This is a genomic window from Pseudomonas sp. GL_091 (assembly GCF_057837725.1).
Map to the genome: position 1 here is coordinate 2857201 of NZ_CM174451.1, position 15143 is coordinate 2872343.

The 15143-nt window shown below is 61.3% G+C and carries 13 protein-coding genes; 7 read left to right on the forward strand and 6 right to left on the reverse strand.

Annotated elements, in window-relative coordinates:
* Positions 1 to 7 precede the first annotated feature (7 nt).
* Together AC3ITY_RS13095 and AC3ITY_RS13100 are read left to right on the forward strand one after the other, a co-directional pair.
* Entirely contained in the window at positions 8 to 1288 is a 1281-nt protein-coding gene (locus AC3ITY_RS13095; RefSeq protein ID WP_489309678.1) for a serine/threonine transporter, read from the forward strand.
* 94 nt (positions 1289 to 1382) lie between these two features.
* Positions 1383 to 3032 carry a SulP family inorganic anion transporter gene (locus tag AC3ITY_RS13100; RefSeq protein WP_489309680.1) on the forward strand — a complete coding sequence of 550 codons (1650 nt, stop codon included), beginning with the start codon at positions 1383 to 1385 and terminating at the stop codon, positions 3030 to 3032.
* Positions 3033 to 3260: 228 nt separating this feature from the next.
* On the opposite strand, the gene acnB is transcribed toward AC3ITY_RS13100, so the two are convergent.
* Positions 3261 to 5861 carry a bifunctional aconitate hydratase 2/2-methylisocitrate dehydratase gene (gene acnB / locus AC3ITY_RS13105; RefSeq protein ID WP_223458174.1) on the reverse strand — a complete coding sequence of 867 codons (2601 nt, stop codon included), beginning with the start codon at positions 5859 to 5861 and terminating at the stop codon, positions 3261 to 3263.
* A gap of 457 nt (positions 5862 to 6318) precedes the next feature.
* Here acnB and AC3ITY_RS13110 point away from each other — a divergent pair, with 457 nt between their 5' ends.
* Positions 6319 to 6789, forward strand: coding sequence for a DUF1289 domain-containing protein (locus AC3ITY_RS13110; RefSeq protein WP_103393678.1), 471 nt, complete (start codon positions 6319 to 6321; stop codon positions 6787 to 6789).
* Positions 6790 to 6948: 159 nt separating this feature from the next.
* Here AC3ITY_RS13110 and AC3ITY_RS13115 read toward each other — a convergent pair whose 3' ends face one another.
* Positions 6949 to 7812, reverse strand: coding sequence for a universal stress protein (locus AC3ITY_RS13115; protein ID WP_489309683.1), 864 nt, complete (start codon positions 7810 to 7812; stop codon positions 6949 to 6951).
* 162 nt (positions 7813 to 7974) lie between these two features.
* On the opposite strand from AC3ITY_RS13115, the gene AC3ITY_RS13120 reads away from it, so the two are divergent.
* On the forward strand, positions 7975 to 8583 hold the full coding sequence (locus tag AC3ITY_RS13120) for a MiaE family protein (RefSeq protein WP_489309685.1): 609 nt from the start codon (positions 7975 to 7977) through the stop codon (positions 8581 to 8583).
* 53 nt (positions 8584 to 8636) lie between these two features.
* Here AC3ITY_RS13120 and AC3ITY_RS13125 read toward each other — a convergent pair whose 3' ends face one another.
* Entirely contained in the window at positions 8637 to 9125 is a 489-nt protein-coding gene (locus AC3ITY_RS13125; protein WP_489309687.1) for a GFA family protein, read from the reverse strand.
* 143 nt (positions 9126 to 9268) lie between these two features.
* On the opposite strand from AC3ITY_RS13125, the gene AC3ITY_RS13130 reads away from it, so the two are divergent.
* The 3 genes from AC3ITY_RS13130 to AC3ITY_RS13140 all read left to right on the forward strand — a co-directional run bounded on the left by AC3ITY_RS13130 (position 9269) and on the right by AC3ITY_RS13140 (position 12478).
* Positions 9269 to 10153 carry a LysR substrate-binding domain-containing protein gene (locus AC3ITY_RS13130; RefSeq protein ID WP_056727695.1) on the forward strand — a complete coding sequence of 295 codons (885 nt, stop codon included), beginning with the start codon at positions 9269 to 9271 and terminating at the stop codon, positions 10151 to 10153.
* Between the two features lie 100 nt (positions 10154 to 10253).
* Positions 10254 to 11378, forward strand: a complete 1125-nt coding sequence (gene aguA, locus AC3ITY_RS13135) for an agmatine deiminase (protein WP_489309689.1) — start codon at positions 10254 to 10256, stop codon at positions 11376 to 11378.
* Between the two features lie 2 nt (positions 11379 to 11380).
* On the forward strand, positions 11381 to 12478 hold the full coding sequence (locus AC3ITY_RS13140) for an extracellular solute-binding protein (protein ID WP_489309691.1): 1098 nt from the start codon (positions 11381 to 11383) through the stop codon (positions 12476 to 12478).
* Between the two features lie 54 nt (positions 12479 to 12532).
* On the opposite strand, the gene AC3ITY_RS13145 is transcribed toward AC3ITY_RS13140, so the two are convergent.
* Genes AC3ITY_RS13145 through AC3ITY_RS13155 form a run of 3 tightly spaced genes read right to left on the reverse strand, consistent with a single transcriptional unit; the run spans position 12533 to position 15085 of the window.
* Positions 12533 to 13150 carry a DNA-3-methyladenine glycosylase family protein gene (locus AC3ITY_RS13145; protein WP_489309693.1) on the reverse strand — a complete coding sequence of 206 codons (618 nt, stop codon included), beginning with the start codon at positions 13148 to 13150 and terminating at the stop codon, positions 12533 to 12535.
* A gap of 4 nt (positions 13151 to 13154) precedes the next feature.
* Complete coding sequence (locus AC3ITY_RS13150) at positions 13155 to 13967, reverse strand: isocitrate lyase/PEP mutase family protein (RefSeq protein WP_489309695.1); 813 nt, start codon at positions 13965 to 13967, stop codon at positions 13155 to 13157.
* 35 nt (positions 13968 to 14002) lie between these two features.
* Positions 14003 to 15085 (reverse strand): bifunctional transcriptional activator/DNA repair enzyme AdaA, encoded by a 1083-nt coding sequence (locus AC3ITY_RS13155; protein ID WP_489309697.1) that lies wholly within the window; start codon positions 15083 to 15085, stop codon positions 14003 to 14005.
* Positions 15086 to 15143: the final 58 nt, after the last annotated feature.

Genomic DNA, 15143 nt, shown 5'->3' on the forward strand with positions numbered 1-15143 from the left:
CCACCGGATGAATGATCAGGCCAATAGCGTTAACGAACGCTATGTAGAAGCGACACCCGCGACGCTTTCGAGCTGGAATCGCCAAGACACCACCTGGATGCTGGGCCTGTTTGGTACGGCGATTGGTGCGGGAACCCTGTTTTTGCCGATCAACGCAGGCCTGGGCGGTTTCTGGCCGCTGCTGATCCTGGCGTTGCTGGCGTTTCCGATGACGTTCTACGCACACCGCGGGCTGACCCGCTTCGTGCTGTCCGGTCGCGAAGGCGCCGACATCACTGAAGTGGTGGAAGAGCATTTCGGCATCAAGGCCGGCGCGCTGATCACCTTGCTGTACTTCTTCGCGATTTTCCCGATCCTGCTGATCTACAGCGTGGCCCTGACCAACACGGTCGGCAGCTTCATGGAACATCAACTGCACATCACGCCGCCACCGCGCGCCGTGCTGTCGCTGGTGCTGATCCTCGGTCTGCTGGCGGTGGTGCGTTGTGGTGAGCAATTGATCGTCAAGGCCATGAGCCTGATGGTCTACCCGTTCATCGTCGCGCTGCTGTTCCTGGCGGTTTACCTGGTTCCCCACTGGAGCGGCGGCATCCTCACCACCGCGAGCAGCGTGCCGGCACCATCGGCGCTGTTGCATACCCTGTGGCTGGCGATTCCGGTGATGGTGTTCTCGTTCAACCACTCGCCGATCATCTCGGCGTTCGCCGTGGACCAGAAGCGTCGCTACGGTGAGCACGCCGAGGAGCGCAGCTCGCAGATCCTGTCCCGCGCCCACCTGCTGATGGTGGTCATGGTGCTGTTCTTCGTCTTCAGTTGCGTGCTGACCCTGTCGCCAGCGCAACTGGCTGAAGCCAAGGCGCAGAACCTGTCGATCCTGTCGTACCTGGCTAACCACTTCAGCAATCCGACCATCGCCTTCGCGGCGCCGTTGATTGCCTTCGTGGCCATTTCCAAGTCGTTCCTGGGGCACTACATCGGCGCCAGCGAAGGCCTCAAGGGCCTGATCGTCAAGAGCGGCAAGCGTCCGTCCGCCAAGGCCCTGGACCGCATGACCGCTGCCTTCATGCTGGTGGTGTGCTGGATCGTCGCCACGCTGAACCCGAGCATCCTCGGCATGATCGAAACCCTCGGTGGCCCGGTGATCGCGGCGATCCTGTTCCTGATGCCGATGTACGCCATCCGCAAGGTACCGGCGATGGCACGCTATCGCGGTCAGGCGTCCAACGTCTTCGTGACGGCGGTGGGCCTGGTGGCGATCACGGCGTTGATCTACTCGCTGACCGCGTGATCGAGCGGCCTGCTCGCGCAGTGCCGGATTGACAGCTACAGTGGCCGCTGCACGTGATACGTGCAGCGGTTTTTTTTCGCCTGGAGACACTGGATTGTCGAGCGCCTCACCGTCAAACCCCGTTGAACAACCCAATCGCTGGCAGGACCTGCTGGCGGGTTTGTCGATTGCCGGCCTGTTGCTGCCCGAAGCGGTCGCCTATTCAAGCATCGCCGCACTGGCGCCCCAGGCCGGGGTGATCGCCTTGTTCGCCGGGTTGTTGTGTTATGGCTTGTTCGGCACCAGCCGCTTTGCGATTGTCTCGGCCACTTCATCCTCCGCCGCCGTGCTGGCCGCCGCGACCGCCACCCTGGCCAATGGCGACCCTGAGCTTCGCTCGACCCTGGCCATCGGCCTGGTGTTGGTGACCGGGGCGTTTTTCTTGCTGGCCGGGCTGTTCAAGCTCGGCAGCGTGACCTCGTTCATCGCCAAACCGGTGCTGCGCGGCTTTGCCTTTGGCCTGGCGCTGACCATCATCCTCAAGCAGGTCGCCAGTGTGGTCGGCGTGCATTTGACCGATGCCAACCTGGTGGGCTTCCTGCCGCAATTGTTGGAACAACTGCCGCAATGGAACTGGGCTGCAGCGGCGGTCGGCACCGTGGCATTGGCCTTGTTATGGCTGTTTGCGCAGTTTCGGCGCTTGCCGGCTGGTTTGTTGGTGGTGGTGATCGGCATTGCGGCGGGGCAGTGGCTGGACCTGCCAGCCCATGGCGTGAAACTGATCGGCGTAATCGACCTGAACCTGGAGGTGCCGAAGTTGCCGGTACTGCCGTTTGCCGACTGGCTGCGTCTGGGGGAATTGGCGTTCGCCATGGTGATGATTCTGTATGCGGAGTCCTACGGCTCGATCAGTTCTTATGCGCTAAAACATGGTGACCGCGTCACCTCGAACCGCGACCTGCTGGCGCTGGGGGCTTCCAACCTGTTGTCCGGCCTGTTCCACGGCATGCCGGCGGGAGCGGGGTATTCGGCCACGTCGGCCAATGAGGCGGCGGGTGCCACTTCGCGCCTGGCCGGTATCGTGGCGGCGCTGGTGGTGCTGGCCATTGTCCTGACGGTACTGCCTTACATCGCCCTGACCCCGGAACCGATCCTCGCCGCCATCGTCATCCATGCTTTGGGGCGCGGCTTGAGCCTGCAGCCGCTGGGACGCTATTTCATCTGGCGCCGAGACCGCTTGCTGGTCGTCTGCGCCGTGGGTGCGGTGTTGGTGCTGGGGGTGCTGGACGGCTTGCTGGTGGCGGTGGCGATCAGTGTGTTGTTGATGCTCAAGCAGATGTCGGCGGCGGATATCCAGATTCTGGGGCGCATCGATGGCGGTCACGACTTTGTCGACCTGCAACGCCATCCAACGGCGCAAGCAGTGCCTGGCGTGTTGATTGTGCGACCGGATGAAGCGTTGTTCTTTGCCAACGTCGAGCGGATTCTTGGCGGTGCCTTGCATCTGATCCGGCATTCGCAAGCGCTGGTTCATACGGTGATTCTCAGTCTTGAGGAATCCCCCGATCTGGATGGCACCAGCATCGAGGCGTTGCAGGAGTTTTTTGTGCGGGTGCATCAGGAAGGCAAACGGCTGATTCTGGCGCGTCTCAAGGACGACGCACAAACGGCGTTGGCGATGTTGCCGCAGGTGGAGGTTAGCGGGGTGGTGCTGAGTGGGTTGAGTGTGGATGGTGCGGTGCAGCAGGCGCTAGCTGGTCTGTGAGCCAAGAGTGATTGTCTGTGGCGAGGGAGCTTGCTCCCGCTGGGTCGCGCAGCGACCCCAATTCCGGCAATGCAGTCCATCAGTAGGAATGCAGTAACCGATTTTAGGGCTGCTGTGCAGCCCAGCGGGAGCAAGCTCCCTCGCCACAGGAACCGCGTTTGACCATTACAGGCATAAAAAAACGCCGCTCATCTCACGATGGGCGGCGTTTTTCATTGCGTTGCTACGTTAGGCTTGAACGACCGGGATGTTGGCGTTCGCAGCAGCTTCACGGAACTCGGCGATCTGGTCGAAGGACAGGTAGCGGTAGACATCGGCCGCCATGCTGTCGATCTTGCCAGCGTATTCCATGTACTCCTCGACGGTCGGCAGGCGACCCAGGATGGAAGCCACGGACGCAAGCTCAGCCGAAGCCAGGTAGACGTTCGCGCCGTCACCCAGACGGTTCGGGAAGTTACGGGTCGAAGTCGACACGACAGTCGAGTTCGGCTCTACACGTGCCTGGTTACCCATGCACAGCGAGCAGCCTGGCATTTCCATGCGAGCGCCGGCCTTGCCGTAGATGCCGTAGTAGCCTTCTTCGGTCAGCTGGTGAGCGTCCATCTTGGTCGGCGGCGACAGCCACAGACGGGTTGGCAGCTGACCCTTGACCTGTTCCAGCAGTTTACCGGCAGCGCGGAAGTGACCGATGTTGGTCATGCACGAACCGATGAACACTTCGTCGATCTTCTCGCCAGCAACGCTGGAGAGCAGGCGAGCGTCGTCCGGGTCGTTCGGCGCGCAGAGCACAGGCTCTTTGATGTCGGCCAGGTCGATCTCGATGATTTCAGCGTATTCAGCGTCTTTGTCCGCTTCCAGCAGCTCAGGGTTGGCCAGCCAGGCTTCCATTGCTTGAGCGCGACGTTCCAGAGTCCGTGCATCGCCGTAGCCTTCGCCGATCATCCAGCGCAGCAGGGTGATGTTGGACTGCAGGTATTCGGCAATCGACTCTTTGGACAGCTGGATGGTGCAACCGGCAGCCGAACGTTCAGCCGAGGCGTCAGACAGTTCGAACGCTTGCTCTACGGTCAGTTTAGGCAGACCTTCGATCTCCAGGATGCGACCGGAGAAGGCGTTCTTCTTGCCTTTCTTCTCTACGGTCAGCAGGCCAGCCTGGATCGCGTAGTAAGGAATGGCGTGAACCAGGTCACGCAGGGTGACGCCTGGCTGCAGTTCACCTTTGAAGCGAACCAGGATCGACTCAGGCATGTCCAGCGGCATGACGCCAGTGGCTGCGGCGAACGCAACCAGACCGGAACCGGCCGGGAACGAGATGCCGATCGGGAAACGGGTGTGGGAGTCACCACCGGTACCGACGGTGTCTGGCAGCAGCATGCGGTTCAGCCACGAGTGGATGATGCCGTCGCCCGGACGCAGGGAAACGCCGCCGCGGGTCATGATGAAGTCAGGCAGGGTGTGGTGGGTGGTCACGTCGATCGGCTTAGGGTAGGCCGCGGTGTGGCAGAAGGACTGCATCACCAGATCGGTCGAGAAGCCCAGGCACGCCAGGTCTTTCAGTTCGTCACGGGTCATAGGACCGGTGGTGTCCTGGGAACCGACGGTGGTCATCTTCGGTTCGCAGTAGGTGCCTGGACGAACGCCGGTCACGCCGCAAGCCTTGCCGACCATTTTCTGCGCCAGGGTGAAACCCTTGGTGCTTTCAGCCGGAGCTTCAGGCTTCTTGAACAGCGTCGAAGGTGGCAGACCCAACTCGGTGCGAGCCTTCTCGGTCAGGCCACGGCCGATGATCAGCGGAATACGGCCGCCAGCACGAACTTCGTCCAACAGGACCGGGGTCTTCATTTCGAAGGTGGTCAGGACTTCGTCGGTGCCGTGCTTGCAGACTTTGCCAGCATGCGGGTACAGGTCGATCACGTCGCCCATGTGCATGTTGGAAACGTCGAATTCGATTGGCAGTGCGCCGGCATCTTCCATGGTGTTGTAGAAGATCGGAGCGATCTTGCTGCCGAAGCAGAAACCGCCGGCGCGCTTGTTCGGCACGTAAGGAACGTCGTCGCCGAAGAACCACAGTACGGAGTTGGTTGCCGATTTACGCGAAGAGCCGGTACCGACCACGTCACCGACGTAGGCGATAGGGAAACCGGCGTTGCGCATTTCTTCGATCTGCTTCATCGGACCGGTGACGCCTTGTGCGTCAGGCACGATGCCGTCGCGAGCCATTTTCAGCATGGCCAGGGCGTGCAGCGGGATGTCTGGACGGGACCAGGCATCAGGCGCAGGGGACAGGTCGTCGGTGTTGGTTTCGCCGGTGACCTTGAACACGCGCAGGCTGATCTTGTCGGCCAGGGTCGGGCGCTTCACGAACCACTCGCCGTCAGCCCAGGATTGCAGCACGCCTTGGGCGTGAACGTTACCGTTCTTGGCTTTTTCAGCGACGTCGTGGAAGGCGTCGAACATCAGCAGGGTGTGCTTGAGTTCTGCGGCCGCTACTGGCGCCAGTTCGGCGTCGTCCAGCAGATTAACCAGAGTCACGATGTTGTAGCCGCCCTGCATGGTGCCGAGCAGTTCAACAGCGCGCTTCTTGTCGATCAGGGGGGATTTGGCTTCGCCTTTGGCGATAGCGGACAGGAAGCCGGCCTTTACATAGGCTGCTTCGTCCACTCCAGGCGGAACGCGATTGGTGATCAGGTCAACGAGGAATGCTTCTTCGCCAGCCGGGGGATTTTTCAGCAGCTCGACCAGGCCTGCAGTTTGTTCGGCGTTTAGCGGCTGGGGAACGATACCCAGTGCTGCGCGCTCTTCGATATGTTTGCGGTAGGCTTCAAGCACAGTTATTACCCTCATCAGTGGTCCCAAATGGGTGTCCGGGACGCTCATCCCGAAATTGCCGTACTCATGCGCTGCATGGCGTTGTGAGCCACTTAGCCAGAATTACCGACAATTCCTTACAGAAGCTGCTTTCAAAGTTTTACGCCTGCAGAACGGGAGCTGATGAGGGTTGGCGTTGGGCTTTTCCCCGCTGGAAAAACCCCTCGCCAACACCGCTCTGAAGGAACGACTGTGCTCGTGACGCTTTGAAAACAGCTTCTAACGGACATTGGCGCCTAAAAAGGCAGGCTGATTCTACGGCAAAAAAAAATTAAAGGTAAGTCAGTGTTTATTGGACTTTGGTGGTGGCGCTCACCAGAGCCCGATTCTCCATAGGCCCTGAACTTTGAGGGGTGATCAATGGCCGACAAAGGGCTAACATGCCGGCCTGTTCTGCTTTTTCGCGTTTTGCCTATCTATGCCCAATCAGACCATCAAGACACCCTGCGTCGGCCTCTGCTCCACTGTTTACGGTGATCTGGTGTGCCGTGGCTGCAAGCGTTTCCACCACGAAGTGATCCACTGGAACGGTTACAACGAGGAAGAAAAGCGCGCGGTATGGCTGCGTCTTGAGCAGTTGTTGTCGCAGGTGATGGCTGCCAAAGTGGAAATTTTCGATCCGGCACTGCTCAGAATGCAGCTGGAGCAGCGCAAGATCCGCTTCGTGCCCCATCAGTCGGAATATTGTTGGGCCTACCAGTTGATCGCCCGGGGTGCGCGGGTGATCAACAACCTGGAAGCCTACGGGATGGTGTTGCTGCCGGAATTTCGCGACTGGAACCTGCCGGAATTGCGCGATGCCATTGATCGGGAATTTTTCCTGCTTTCCGAGGCCCATTACCAGCGCTACATTGCGCCGGGGTTCCTCAAGGATGTTTTTGGCGGCTGACGTTTTTTTGTGGCGAGGGAGCTTGTCGGATCGCCGCACCGTCCCGCTCGGCGGCGCAGCCGTCGCGAATTCGGCTGACACGGTGTGTCTGCGAGAATGCAGGGGTCGCTTCGCAACCCAGCGGGAGCAAGCTCCCTCGCCACAAATGTCCGGCAGGCTTCAATGCTTGTCGGCCATTTCCTCAAGGTGATCCGCCACTTCCGTCGGCTTGAGCACCAGTACATCGCTCTCCACCGCATCGAGCACCACTTCCGCCGTATTACCGATCAAGGTCCCAGACAATCCGCTACGGGCCACGGTACCGATCACCGTCACCGCCGCCTGCAGTTTGTGCACCATGAACGGAATCAGCACATCCGCCGGGCCTTCCTCAATGTGCAGGTGATCATCGTCGATGTCGAATTCCGCCTGGAACGACTTGCATTGCTCGCGGTAGCGCGCCTGGATGGTTTCGCTGAGTTGAAACGTCGGGTCGGCCGAAGACAGCATCGGCGACGGGTGGGCGCTGATCACGTGCAAGTGGGCCTTGGCCAGGGTTGCGATGTCATAGCCATGATCAATGATGGTGTCGTGCAGGTGGCGGTGTTCGAGGTCGCTGTTGCCGACGTCGACGGCTGCCAGGATCACTTTGTCTTTCCATGAACCAGCGGTTTTCACCAGCAGTACCGGGGAAGGGCATTGGCGCAGCAATTTCCAGTCCTCGGGTGTCAGCAGGGCCTTTTTCAGTGCGCTGTCGGGAAAGTGCTGCTTCACCACAAGACCGCAGCCTTCGGCTTGCTGCACATCGATGATGGTTTGATGCAGGCTCTGATTCCAGGCCTGCTCAGTGGTGATGTTGTAACCGTCTTCCAGTAAAGCGGCCTTGAGCACACCCAACATGCCACTGTGATCATGCTTGGGGTCGCACACCAGCAGATGCAACTGTGCCTGGGTCACACCGGCGATCAACTTCGCCCGTTTGAGCGCCAGGCTTTCGGAATGTTCGGGGTCGATGACCACCAGAATGCTGCGAACGGCTTGCATGTGCGCGATCTCCTGAAAATAAAAAAGCACGGCGTTGCACAACTATAGTTGCTGTCTGCGATTCGGGGACTTGATGCATATCAACGGTTGGCGACTGGTGGTCTGCGGGCAGGCCGGTATAATCGGCGCCCTTCGTTTTGAACCTATTTTTCCGTGAGCCCCATGATCCTTCCCGAAATTCACGAGTTCCTTGGCTGCCGCACCCCCGACGGCTGGATCCAGGCCGCGCTGGCCGATCAGGAAACCCTGCTGATCGACCACAAGAACTGCGAATTCAAGGCCGCCAGTACCGCATTGAGCCTGATCGCCAAGTATCACTCCCACGTCGATCTGATCAACATGATGTCGCGCCTGGCCCGGGAAGAACTGGTGCACCACGAACAGGTCATGCGCCTGATGAAACGGCGCAAGATCGAACTGCGCCAGCTGTCCGCCGGGCGTTACGCGTCGGGGCTGCGCAAGGTGGTACGCAGTCACGAACCGGTGAAGCTGGTGGACACCCTGGTGGTGGGGGCGTTCATCGAGGCCCGCAGTTGCGAACGTTTCGAAGCGCTGGTGCCGCACCTGGACGAAGAACTGGGCAAGTTCTACTTCGGTCTGCTCAAGAGTGAGGCTCGGCATTTCCAGGGTTATCTGAAACTGGCCTACCAGTACGGCGACGCCAAGGACATCGCCCAGGTGATCGACAAGGTCCGCGCCGCCGAGCAGGATCTGATCGAGTCGCCGGACGTGGAATTCCGTTTTCATAGCGGTGTGCCGGCTGCGGCCTGATTATTCGGTGTTGTTTTGCGGACGCCTTCGCGAGCCTGCTCGCGAAGGGGGCGTCAGCAACGCAGACCCAGGCGTTCATGCCATTGCGCGATGGACTCTTCGGGGTACACATCGAACTGTTTATCCCTTGGCTGCGCCTGGACCTCAACCCACGTCGCCTTCGAACCCAGCATCAGGTGCGTGTGTTCCGGCGGCACCGGCAGCGGGGTATCGATGGCCGAGGCGAACGGGTGGATCAACTCCGGCCACTCCGGACTGAACAACCACAGACCCGAGCCGCAAACCGAGCAGAAATGCCGCTCGGCGGTGCTGCTGTGGGCGCGTTTGTCGCCTTCTTCCTTGATTCGCGCATGGTAAGTCGCGATGTGTTTGCGTCCGCGAACCTTGAGGCTGGCGGCATCGCCACCGAGGTTGATCGCATAACCGCCACCGCCCTGGGTTTTGCGGCAGATCGAGCAGTAGCAACGCTGGTAAGGGTAGGGGTGGGCGCTGGTCAGACTGAACGACACCGCGCCGCAATGGCAGGAACCTTCGAGTTGCATGGGGGGCTCCGGTGGCTTGAGTGATCCCGTTCAGCCTAGAAGATTTGCAGTGATAGTGCCGACGAAGAACGATAACGCAGTCCCACTGGACGCCCACCAAAGGCCAAGTCAGCATGTCCCCCTCGAAACCGGGACATGACCTGATGCGACGACTACCTTCCCTGGCAGCCCTGCGAACCTTCGAATGCGCCGCCCGTCACGCCCATTTCGGTCGGGCGGCGGCCGAGTTGTGTGTCACCGACAGCGCGGTCAGCCACCAGATTCGCCAACTCGAGGAGCAGCTCGGTGTGTCGCTTTTCGTGCGCGAAGGCCGGCAGATTCGCCCGACCCTGGCCGCCGGTCGCCTGATGCAGAGTTTGCAGCAGGCTTTCGAACTGATTGGCGACGCCTGCGATGAACTGCGCGACCCTTCATCCCTGGCGGTATTGCGTCTGGCGGTCACCGCCGAGCTGGCGCAAAAGTGGCTGATGAGCCGCCTCACGGATTTCTACGCGCGCTACCCGCACATCACCCTGCATCTGTACGAACAACCGATCGACGCCACGGCGCCCGGGGAAGACATCGACCTGGCGATCACCTACGGCACCGGCCCGGTGGACAGCACCGCGTATTTCGTCCGGCCGCTGCCAGCGTTGCAGTTCTTCCCGGTGTGCAGCCCCGGCCTGTTCAACCAGGGCACGCTGAAAACCCCGAAGGACCTGGCCCGCCACTGTCTGCTGCACGACGACCAGGACGGCAAGACCTGGACCGCGTGGCTCACCAGTCATGCCGGCGATCAACGCCCCGATCGGCAACTGTATTTCGCCCATGCCGGGCTGGCACTGGAGGCCGCGGCCCAAGGGCAGGGCGTGGCCATGGGCGACAACCTGACGGCACAGGAAGATTTGCTCAGCGGTCGGCTGGTACGGCCGTTCACGTCGAGCATGACTGCGCTGGGTCAATATGCGCTGGTGTGCGAGCGGCTGCGGCTGGAGCGTCCGGCGGTGGCGCAGATGCTGGAATGGTTCAACGATCAGTTGCTCGATTGATGAGTTAGATTCAAGTATTCCGAAATAATCATCGTTGGCGAGCCAGTCGCCAACGCCCTTAGCCTGTGGTCATTCCAATCCCTGCTGAAGAGGTTTGACCATGGCCCGTTTGCTCGACACCACCCCCAAACAGGACGGTTTCCGTCTGCCCGGTGAATTCGAAGCCAAGTCCGGTTGCTGGCTCGGCTGGCCAGAGCGCACCGATGTCTGGCGCAACGGTGCCAAGCCTGCGCAGAAAGTCTGGGTGCAGATCGTCACCGCCATTTCCATGAGCGAACCGGTCACGGTGTGCGCCTCGGCGGCACAGTTCGCCACCGCGCGCCGCCAGTTGCCGCCGCAAGTGCGCGTGGTGGAAATGACCTGCAACGACACCTGGTTCCGCGACAGCGGCCCGTGCTTCGTGGTCAATGACCAGAGCGGCGAAGTGCGCGGCGTCGATTTCGAGTTCAATGCCTACGGCGGCCTCGACGGCGGCCTGTACTACCCGTGGGACAAGGACGACCAGATCGCCGGCAAGATCCTCGAAATCGAACGCTTCGACCGCTATCGCGCGCCGTTGATCGCCGAACTGGGCGGCATCCAGAGCGACGGCCAGGGCAGCATCCTGACCACCGAACAATGCCTGCTCAACCGTAATCGCAACCAGCACCTGGGCAAGGACGAAGTCACCCGTCGTCTGACCGATTACCTCGGCGCCGAGCAGGTGATCTGGCTGCCACGGGGCTGCAAGTTCGACGAAACCGATGGTCATGTCGACGACCTGGCGTGTTTCGTGCGCCCCGGTGAAGTGGTGCTGCAATGGACTGATAATCGCAACGACCCGCAGTGGGAAATCTATCAGGAGGCCTACGACATTCTGCGTAGCACCCGCGACAGTCGCGGCCGCGAGTTGATCGTGCACAAGCTGCCGCAACCGGATGTGCTGGAGTGGACCGCCGAAGAAGCCGAAGGCCTGGACCAGCAGGACAGCACCCACTCCCGTCAGGCCGGGACGAAGATCTGCGCGTCGTACATCAACTACTACGCCGGCAACAGTTCCATCGTGGTGCCGCTGTTCGGTGATCGCAACGACAAGGTGGCGTTGGCGACCCTGGCCGAGCTGTTCCCGAAACACAGCATCGTCGGCATCGAAAACTCCCGGGAAATCCTCCTCGGTGGCGGCAACGTCGCGTGCATCACCATGCCGCAGTACGCCGGCACCCACTCCAACAAGAAAGGAGCGTGATCGTGGGCCTGCACAAACTGACTCAAGCAATACTGCTGGTGCTTGCACCCCTGTGTGTGCAGGCCGCCGATACCACCAAACCGGTGGTCAACCTGTACATCTGGGGTGAGTATCTGGCCCCGGACACCTTGAAGAACTTTGAAGCGAAAACCGGCATCCATGTGGTGGCCGACCACTTCGATTCCCTGGAAACCGTCGAGACCAAGCTGCTCACCGGCCGCAGTGGCTACGATCTGGTGCTGACGGCGGGGCAGCATCTGTCCCGGGCCATCGAGAGTGGCGCGGTGCAGACGGTCGACAAACAGCAATTGCCGCATTTCGCCGGCGTCGGCGAGGAGTTCCGCCAGCACATGGCGGTGTTCGATCCGGGCAACCGCTATGCCGGGATCTACGCCTGGGGCACCACGGGCGTGGGTTATCAGGAGCAGGCGGTCAAACAGCGCCTGCCCGACGCGCCGACCGACAGTTGGGCGATGTTGTTCGACCCGGCCGTGGTCGCGAAATTCGCCGATTGCGGGGTCAGCCTGCTCAACGATCCCAATGAAGTGTTTGCGGCGGTCATGAAGTACATGGGCCTGGACATCAACCGCCAGAACCTCGATGACCTGAAGCTGGCCGAGCAGCAACTGGCAAAGATTCGTCCGTACATTCGCTACTTCGACAACGACCTGAACATCAGCGACCTGGCCAACGGCAACACCTGCGTGGCGATGTCGTGGAACGGCAACGTGGCCATCGCGGCGGGCCAGGCAGAAGCGGCGGGCAAGCCGTATTCGCTGAAGTACCGGATTCCGCAGGAGGGCACGCTGATCTGGTTCGATGCCATGGTCATTCCCAAGGACGCGCCGCATCCGAAGGCCGGCCTGGCATTGATGGACTACCTGATGACCCCGGAAGTGATCGCGCCGATCACCGACACCATCCATTACGCCAATGCGATCACGGCGGCGGACGGCTTGGTCGACCCGGCGATTCGCGATGATCCGGGGACGTATCCGCCGGCTGCGGTCAGGGCTTCGCTGTACAGCAAGAATGATAATGGCAAGGCGTTCAACCGGGCGTTGATCAGGGCGTTCAGTCGGTTGAAGTCGGGGTTGTGATCAGTTTCGGGTGATGTATTGACTGGGCTTGCTCGCGAAGAACGATAACTCGGTCTACCGCCCGGGCACCCGCCACAAATACCAGGAGGCTACCGTGCGGTAAGGGCTCCACGCCAACCCGATCTCGATCATCTGCTTGCGCGTCGGCTGCACCTCCAGCCCCTTGAGCCGTCGATAGCCCTCACGCACGCCAAAATCATCGGCCGGCAGGATATCCGGGCGTTCCAGGCTGTAGATCAGCAGCATCTCCACGGTCCAGCGGCCCACACCGCGCAGGGTGATCAGGCGCTCAATCAGCGCTTCATCGTCCATGGCCAGCGCCGTGGCGTAATCCGGCACCACGCCGTCCAGCGACGCCTGGGCGATACCCTGGATGGTCGCGATCTTGCTCGCGGAAAACCCGCAACTGCGCAGTCGGTCGAAATCCGTGGCGACGATCTGTTCAGGCCGGGGAAACGAACCTGAACCGAACAGCGCCAGCAGCCGGCCGACTATCGCATCGCCAGCCTTGGCATGCAGTTGCTGATAGGCAATCGCCCGCACCAGCGACTCATACGGGTCACGGGCCGCATGCGGCTGGTGCAGACACGGGCCAATGGCGTCGATGTGGCGGCGCCAGTCGTCATCGATGGCCGCCAGGAACGCACTGGCCGCTTGATAGCCGTCGGCCATGGGCTCAGGCTTTCCCGGACGGTTTCAGCAGGGCGTTGACTTCGCCATAGGTCAAAGCCTTCAGGTCGTGGCTATCGAACCGGCCGGTTTGCAGAAAACTTTTGGTGATGCCGGCCATGGCACCGTAGAGGAATTCGGCGATGCCCGAACCTGCGGTCAGGCGGCGTACACCGAGTGCCTCAAGCACTTCGGGGGATGGCAGGCCCGGGAACCCGAGCACATTCAGTGGCAGCGAGGTGCCCTGGCACAGCGCCTTGATCTCGTACTCCGCGGTAACGCCGGCGGCAAACAGGCCATTGGCACCGGCCGCCTGATACAGCGCAGCGCGCCTGAGGGTTTCGGCGACGCGATCTTCGGCAGGCACCAGGCCTCGAAGGTAGACATCGGTGCGCGCATTGATAAACAGGTTCACGTTGCGTCGATCGGCCACCTGGCGAGCGATTTCAATCTTGCGTACCAGCAACTCCGGCGGCGAGGAGCCGTCTTCGATGTTGATCCCGACCGCGCCGGCGGCGATCACCGCATCAACCACCTGGGCCACCCGTCCCAGGTCATCGGAATAACCGGCTTCGATGTCCACGGTCAGCGGCACCGAAATGATCCGGGCAATCGACTCGACCGTCGAGACCAGGCGCTCAAGGGGCAGGGTGTTGCCGTCCGGATAGCCATGTACCCAGGCGACCGCCGCGCTGCTGGTGGCCACGGCCTTGTTGCCCAGTTGTTCCACCAGCCGCGCCCCGGCGGCATCGGCGACGTTGGTGAGGATCAGCAAACCTTCTTGATGCAGTTGGTGCAGTTGATTGTCGAGCCTGTCCATCGAGTTTCCTTCCTTATGAAAAATCTGTGGGGGGATCAGAACGCCAATTGCTCCGTGAGCTGTACCGCGGCGTTTTCCAGCCTGAGCAGAAACGCCTTGCGCGGCTGGCCTCCAGCGTAGCCCGTCAACGAGCCGTCGGCGCCGATCACCCGGTGGCAGGGCACGACAATCGATAAGCGGTTATGCCCGTTGGCCAGGCCCACCGCCCGACTGGCACCGGGTTTGCCCAGGCTCGCCGCGATGGCGCCGTAGGTGGTGGTCCGGCCGTAGGGGATCTTCGCCAGTTCGGCCCAGACCCGGCGGGAGAACTCGCTGCCGGGCATGTGCAAGGCCACGCTGAACTCAATGAGCATGCCGGCGAAATACGCGGACAATTGTTCTTCGATCTGCTGCAAATGCGTGTTGTGCCCCGGCGCCACGGCATAACCAAAACGGTTTTGCAGCGCCTCGACCGCCGGGGTCAGCGATGCCTGGTCGAGAAACTCCAGCAGCACCAGCCCACGCCGTTCGGCCATGGCGATCATCGGCCCCAGCGGCGTGGTCAGGCGCGTGAACAGCAGCGGCTCGCTGTTGGCCGCCCGGCCCGGGGTGATGTGGAACGATTTCTGGAAGGCATCGCGAAATCCGCTCAGGGACTCGTAGCCGGAATCGAAAGCGACGTCATCGATGGAGTCGCCCTGCCTGATCCCGCCCAATGCCATGCCCAGGCGCCGGGCGCGCAGCCAGGCGTGGAAGGTCATGCCGAAATGCTGCTTGAACCAGCGGCGCAGTTTCAGTGGTTCGATGCCTTCGGCCATTAGTTGAGCATCGGTCCAGCGCTGCTCCGGGTCGGCGTCTACCGATTTGAACAGTGCCTGCACCCAGTCCGGCGCGCTGGCGGCGGTGTCCAGTGGTTTGCAGCGCAGGCAGGCGCGATAGCCCGCCGCCAGGCACTGTTCGGCGTTGGCAAAGAACTCGACATTTGCAGGCTTCGGGCTGCGAGCGGTGCAACCGGGGCGGCAGAAGATGCCTGTGGTCTTGACCGCCGTGAAAAACACCCCCTCGTAGGAAGTGTCTCGTTCGAGCATGGCGCGAACCATCTCGGCACGGGGTGGAAGCAGCGTTTTTTGTAGGTTCATGGGTGCAGCATAGATCGCGTCATGGGCGACCTCCACCGGAGAATCGACAGTGAATTTC

Coding starts and splice junctions, on each gene's coding strand:
- AC3ITY_RS13095 (WP_489309678.1), top strand. CDS start 8: ATGAATGATCAGGCCAATAGCGTTAACGAACGCTATGTAGAAGCGACA.
- AC3ITY_RS13110 (WP_103393678.1), top strand. CDS start 6,319: ATGCCCAATCAGACCATCAAGACACCCTGCGTCGGCCTCTGCTCCACT.
- AC3ITY_RS13115 (WP_489309683.1), bottom strand. CDS start 7,812: ATGCAAGCCGTTCGCAGCATTCTGGTGGTCATCGACCCCGAACATTCC.
- AC3ITY_RS13120 (WP_489309685.1), top strand. CDS start 7,975: ATGATCCTTCCCGAAATTCACGAGTTCCTTGGCTGCCGCACCCCCGAC.
- AC3ITY_RS13125 (WP_489309687.1), bottom strand. CDS start 9,125: ATGCAACTCGAAGGTTCCTGCCATTGCGGCGCGGTGTCGTTCAGTCTG.
- AC3ITY_RS13130 (WP_056727695.1), top strand. CDS start 9,269: ATGCGACGACTACCTTCCCTGGCAGCCCTGCGAACCTTCGAATGCGCC.
- aguA (WP_489309689.1), top strand. CDS start 10,254: ATGGCCCGTTTGCTCGACACCACCCCCAAACAGGACGGTTTCCGTCTG.
- AC3ITY_RS13145 (WP_489309693.1), bottom strand. CDS start 13,150: ATGGCCGACGGCTATCAAGCGGCCAGTGCGTTCCTGGCGGCCATCGAT.
- AC3ITY_RS13150 (WP_489309695.1), bottom strand. CDS start 13,967: ATGGACAGGCTCGACAATCAACTGCACCAACTGCATCAAGAAGGTTTG.
- AC3ITY_RS13155 (WP_489309697.1), bottom strand. CDS start 15,085: ATGAACCTACAAAAAACGCTGCTTCCACCCCGTGCCGAGATGGTTCGC.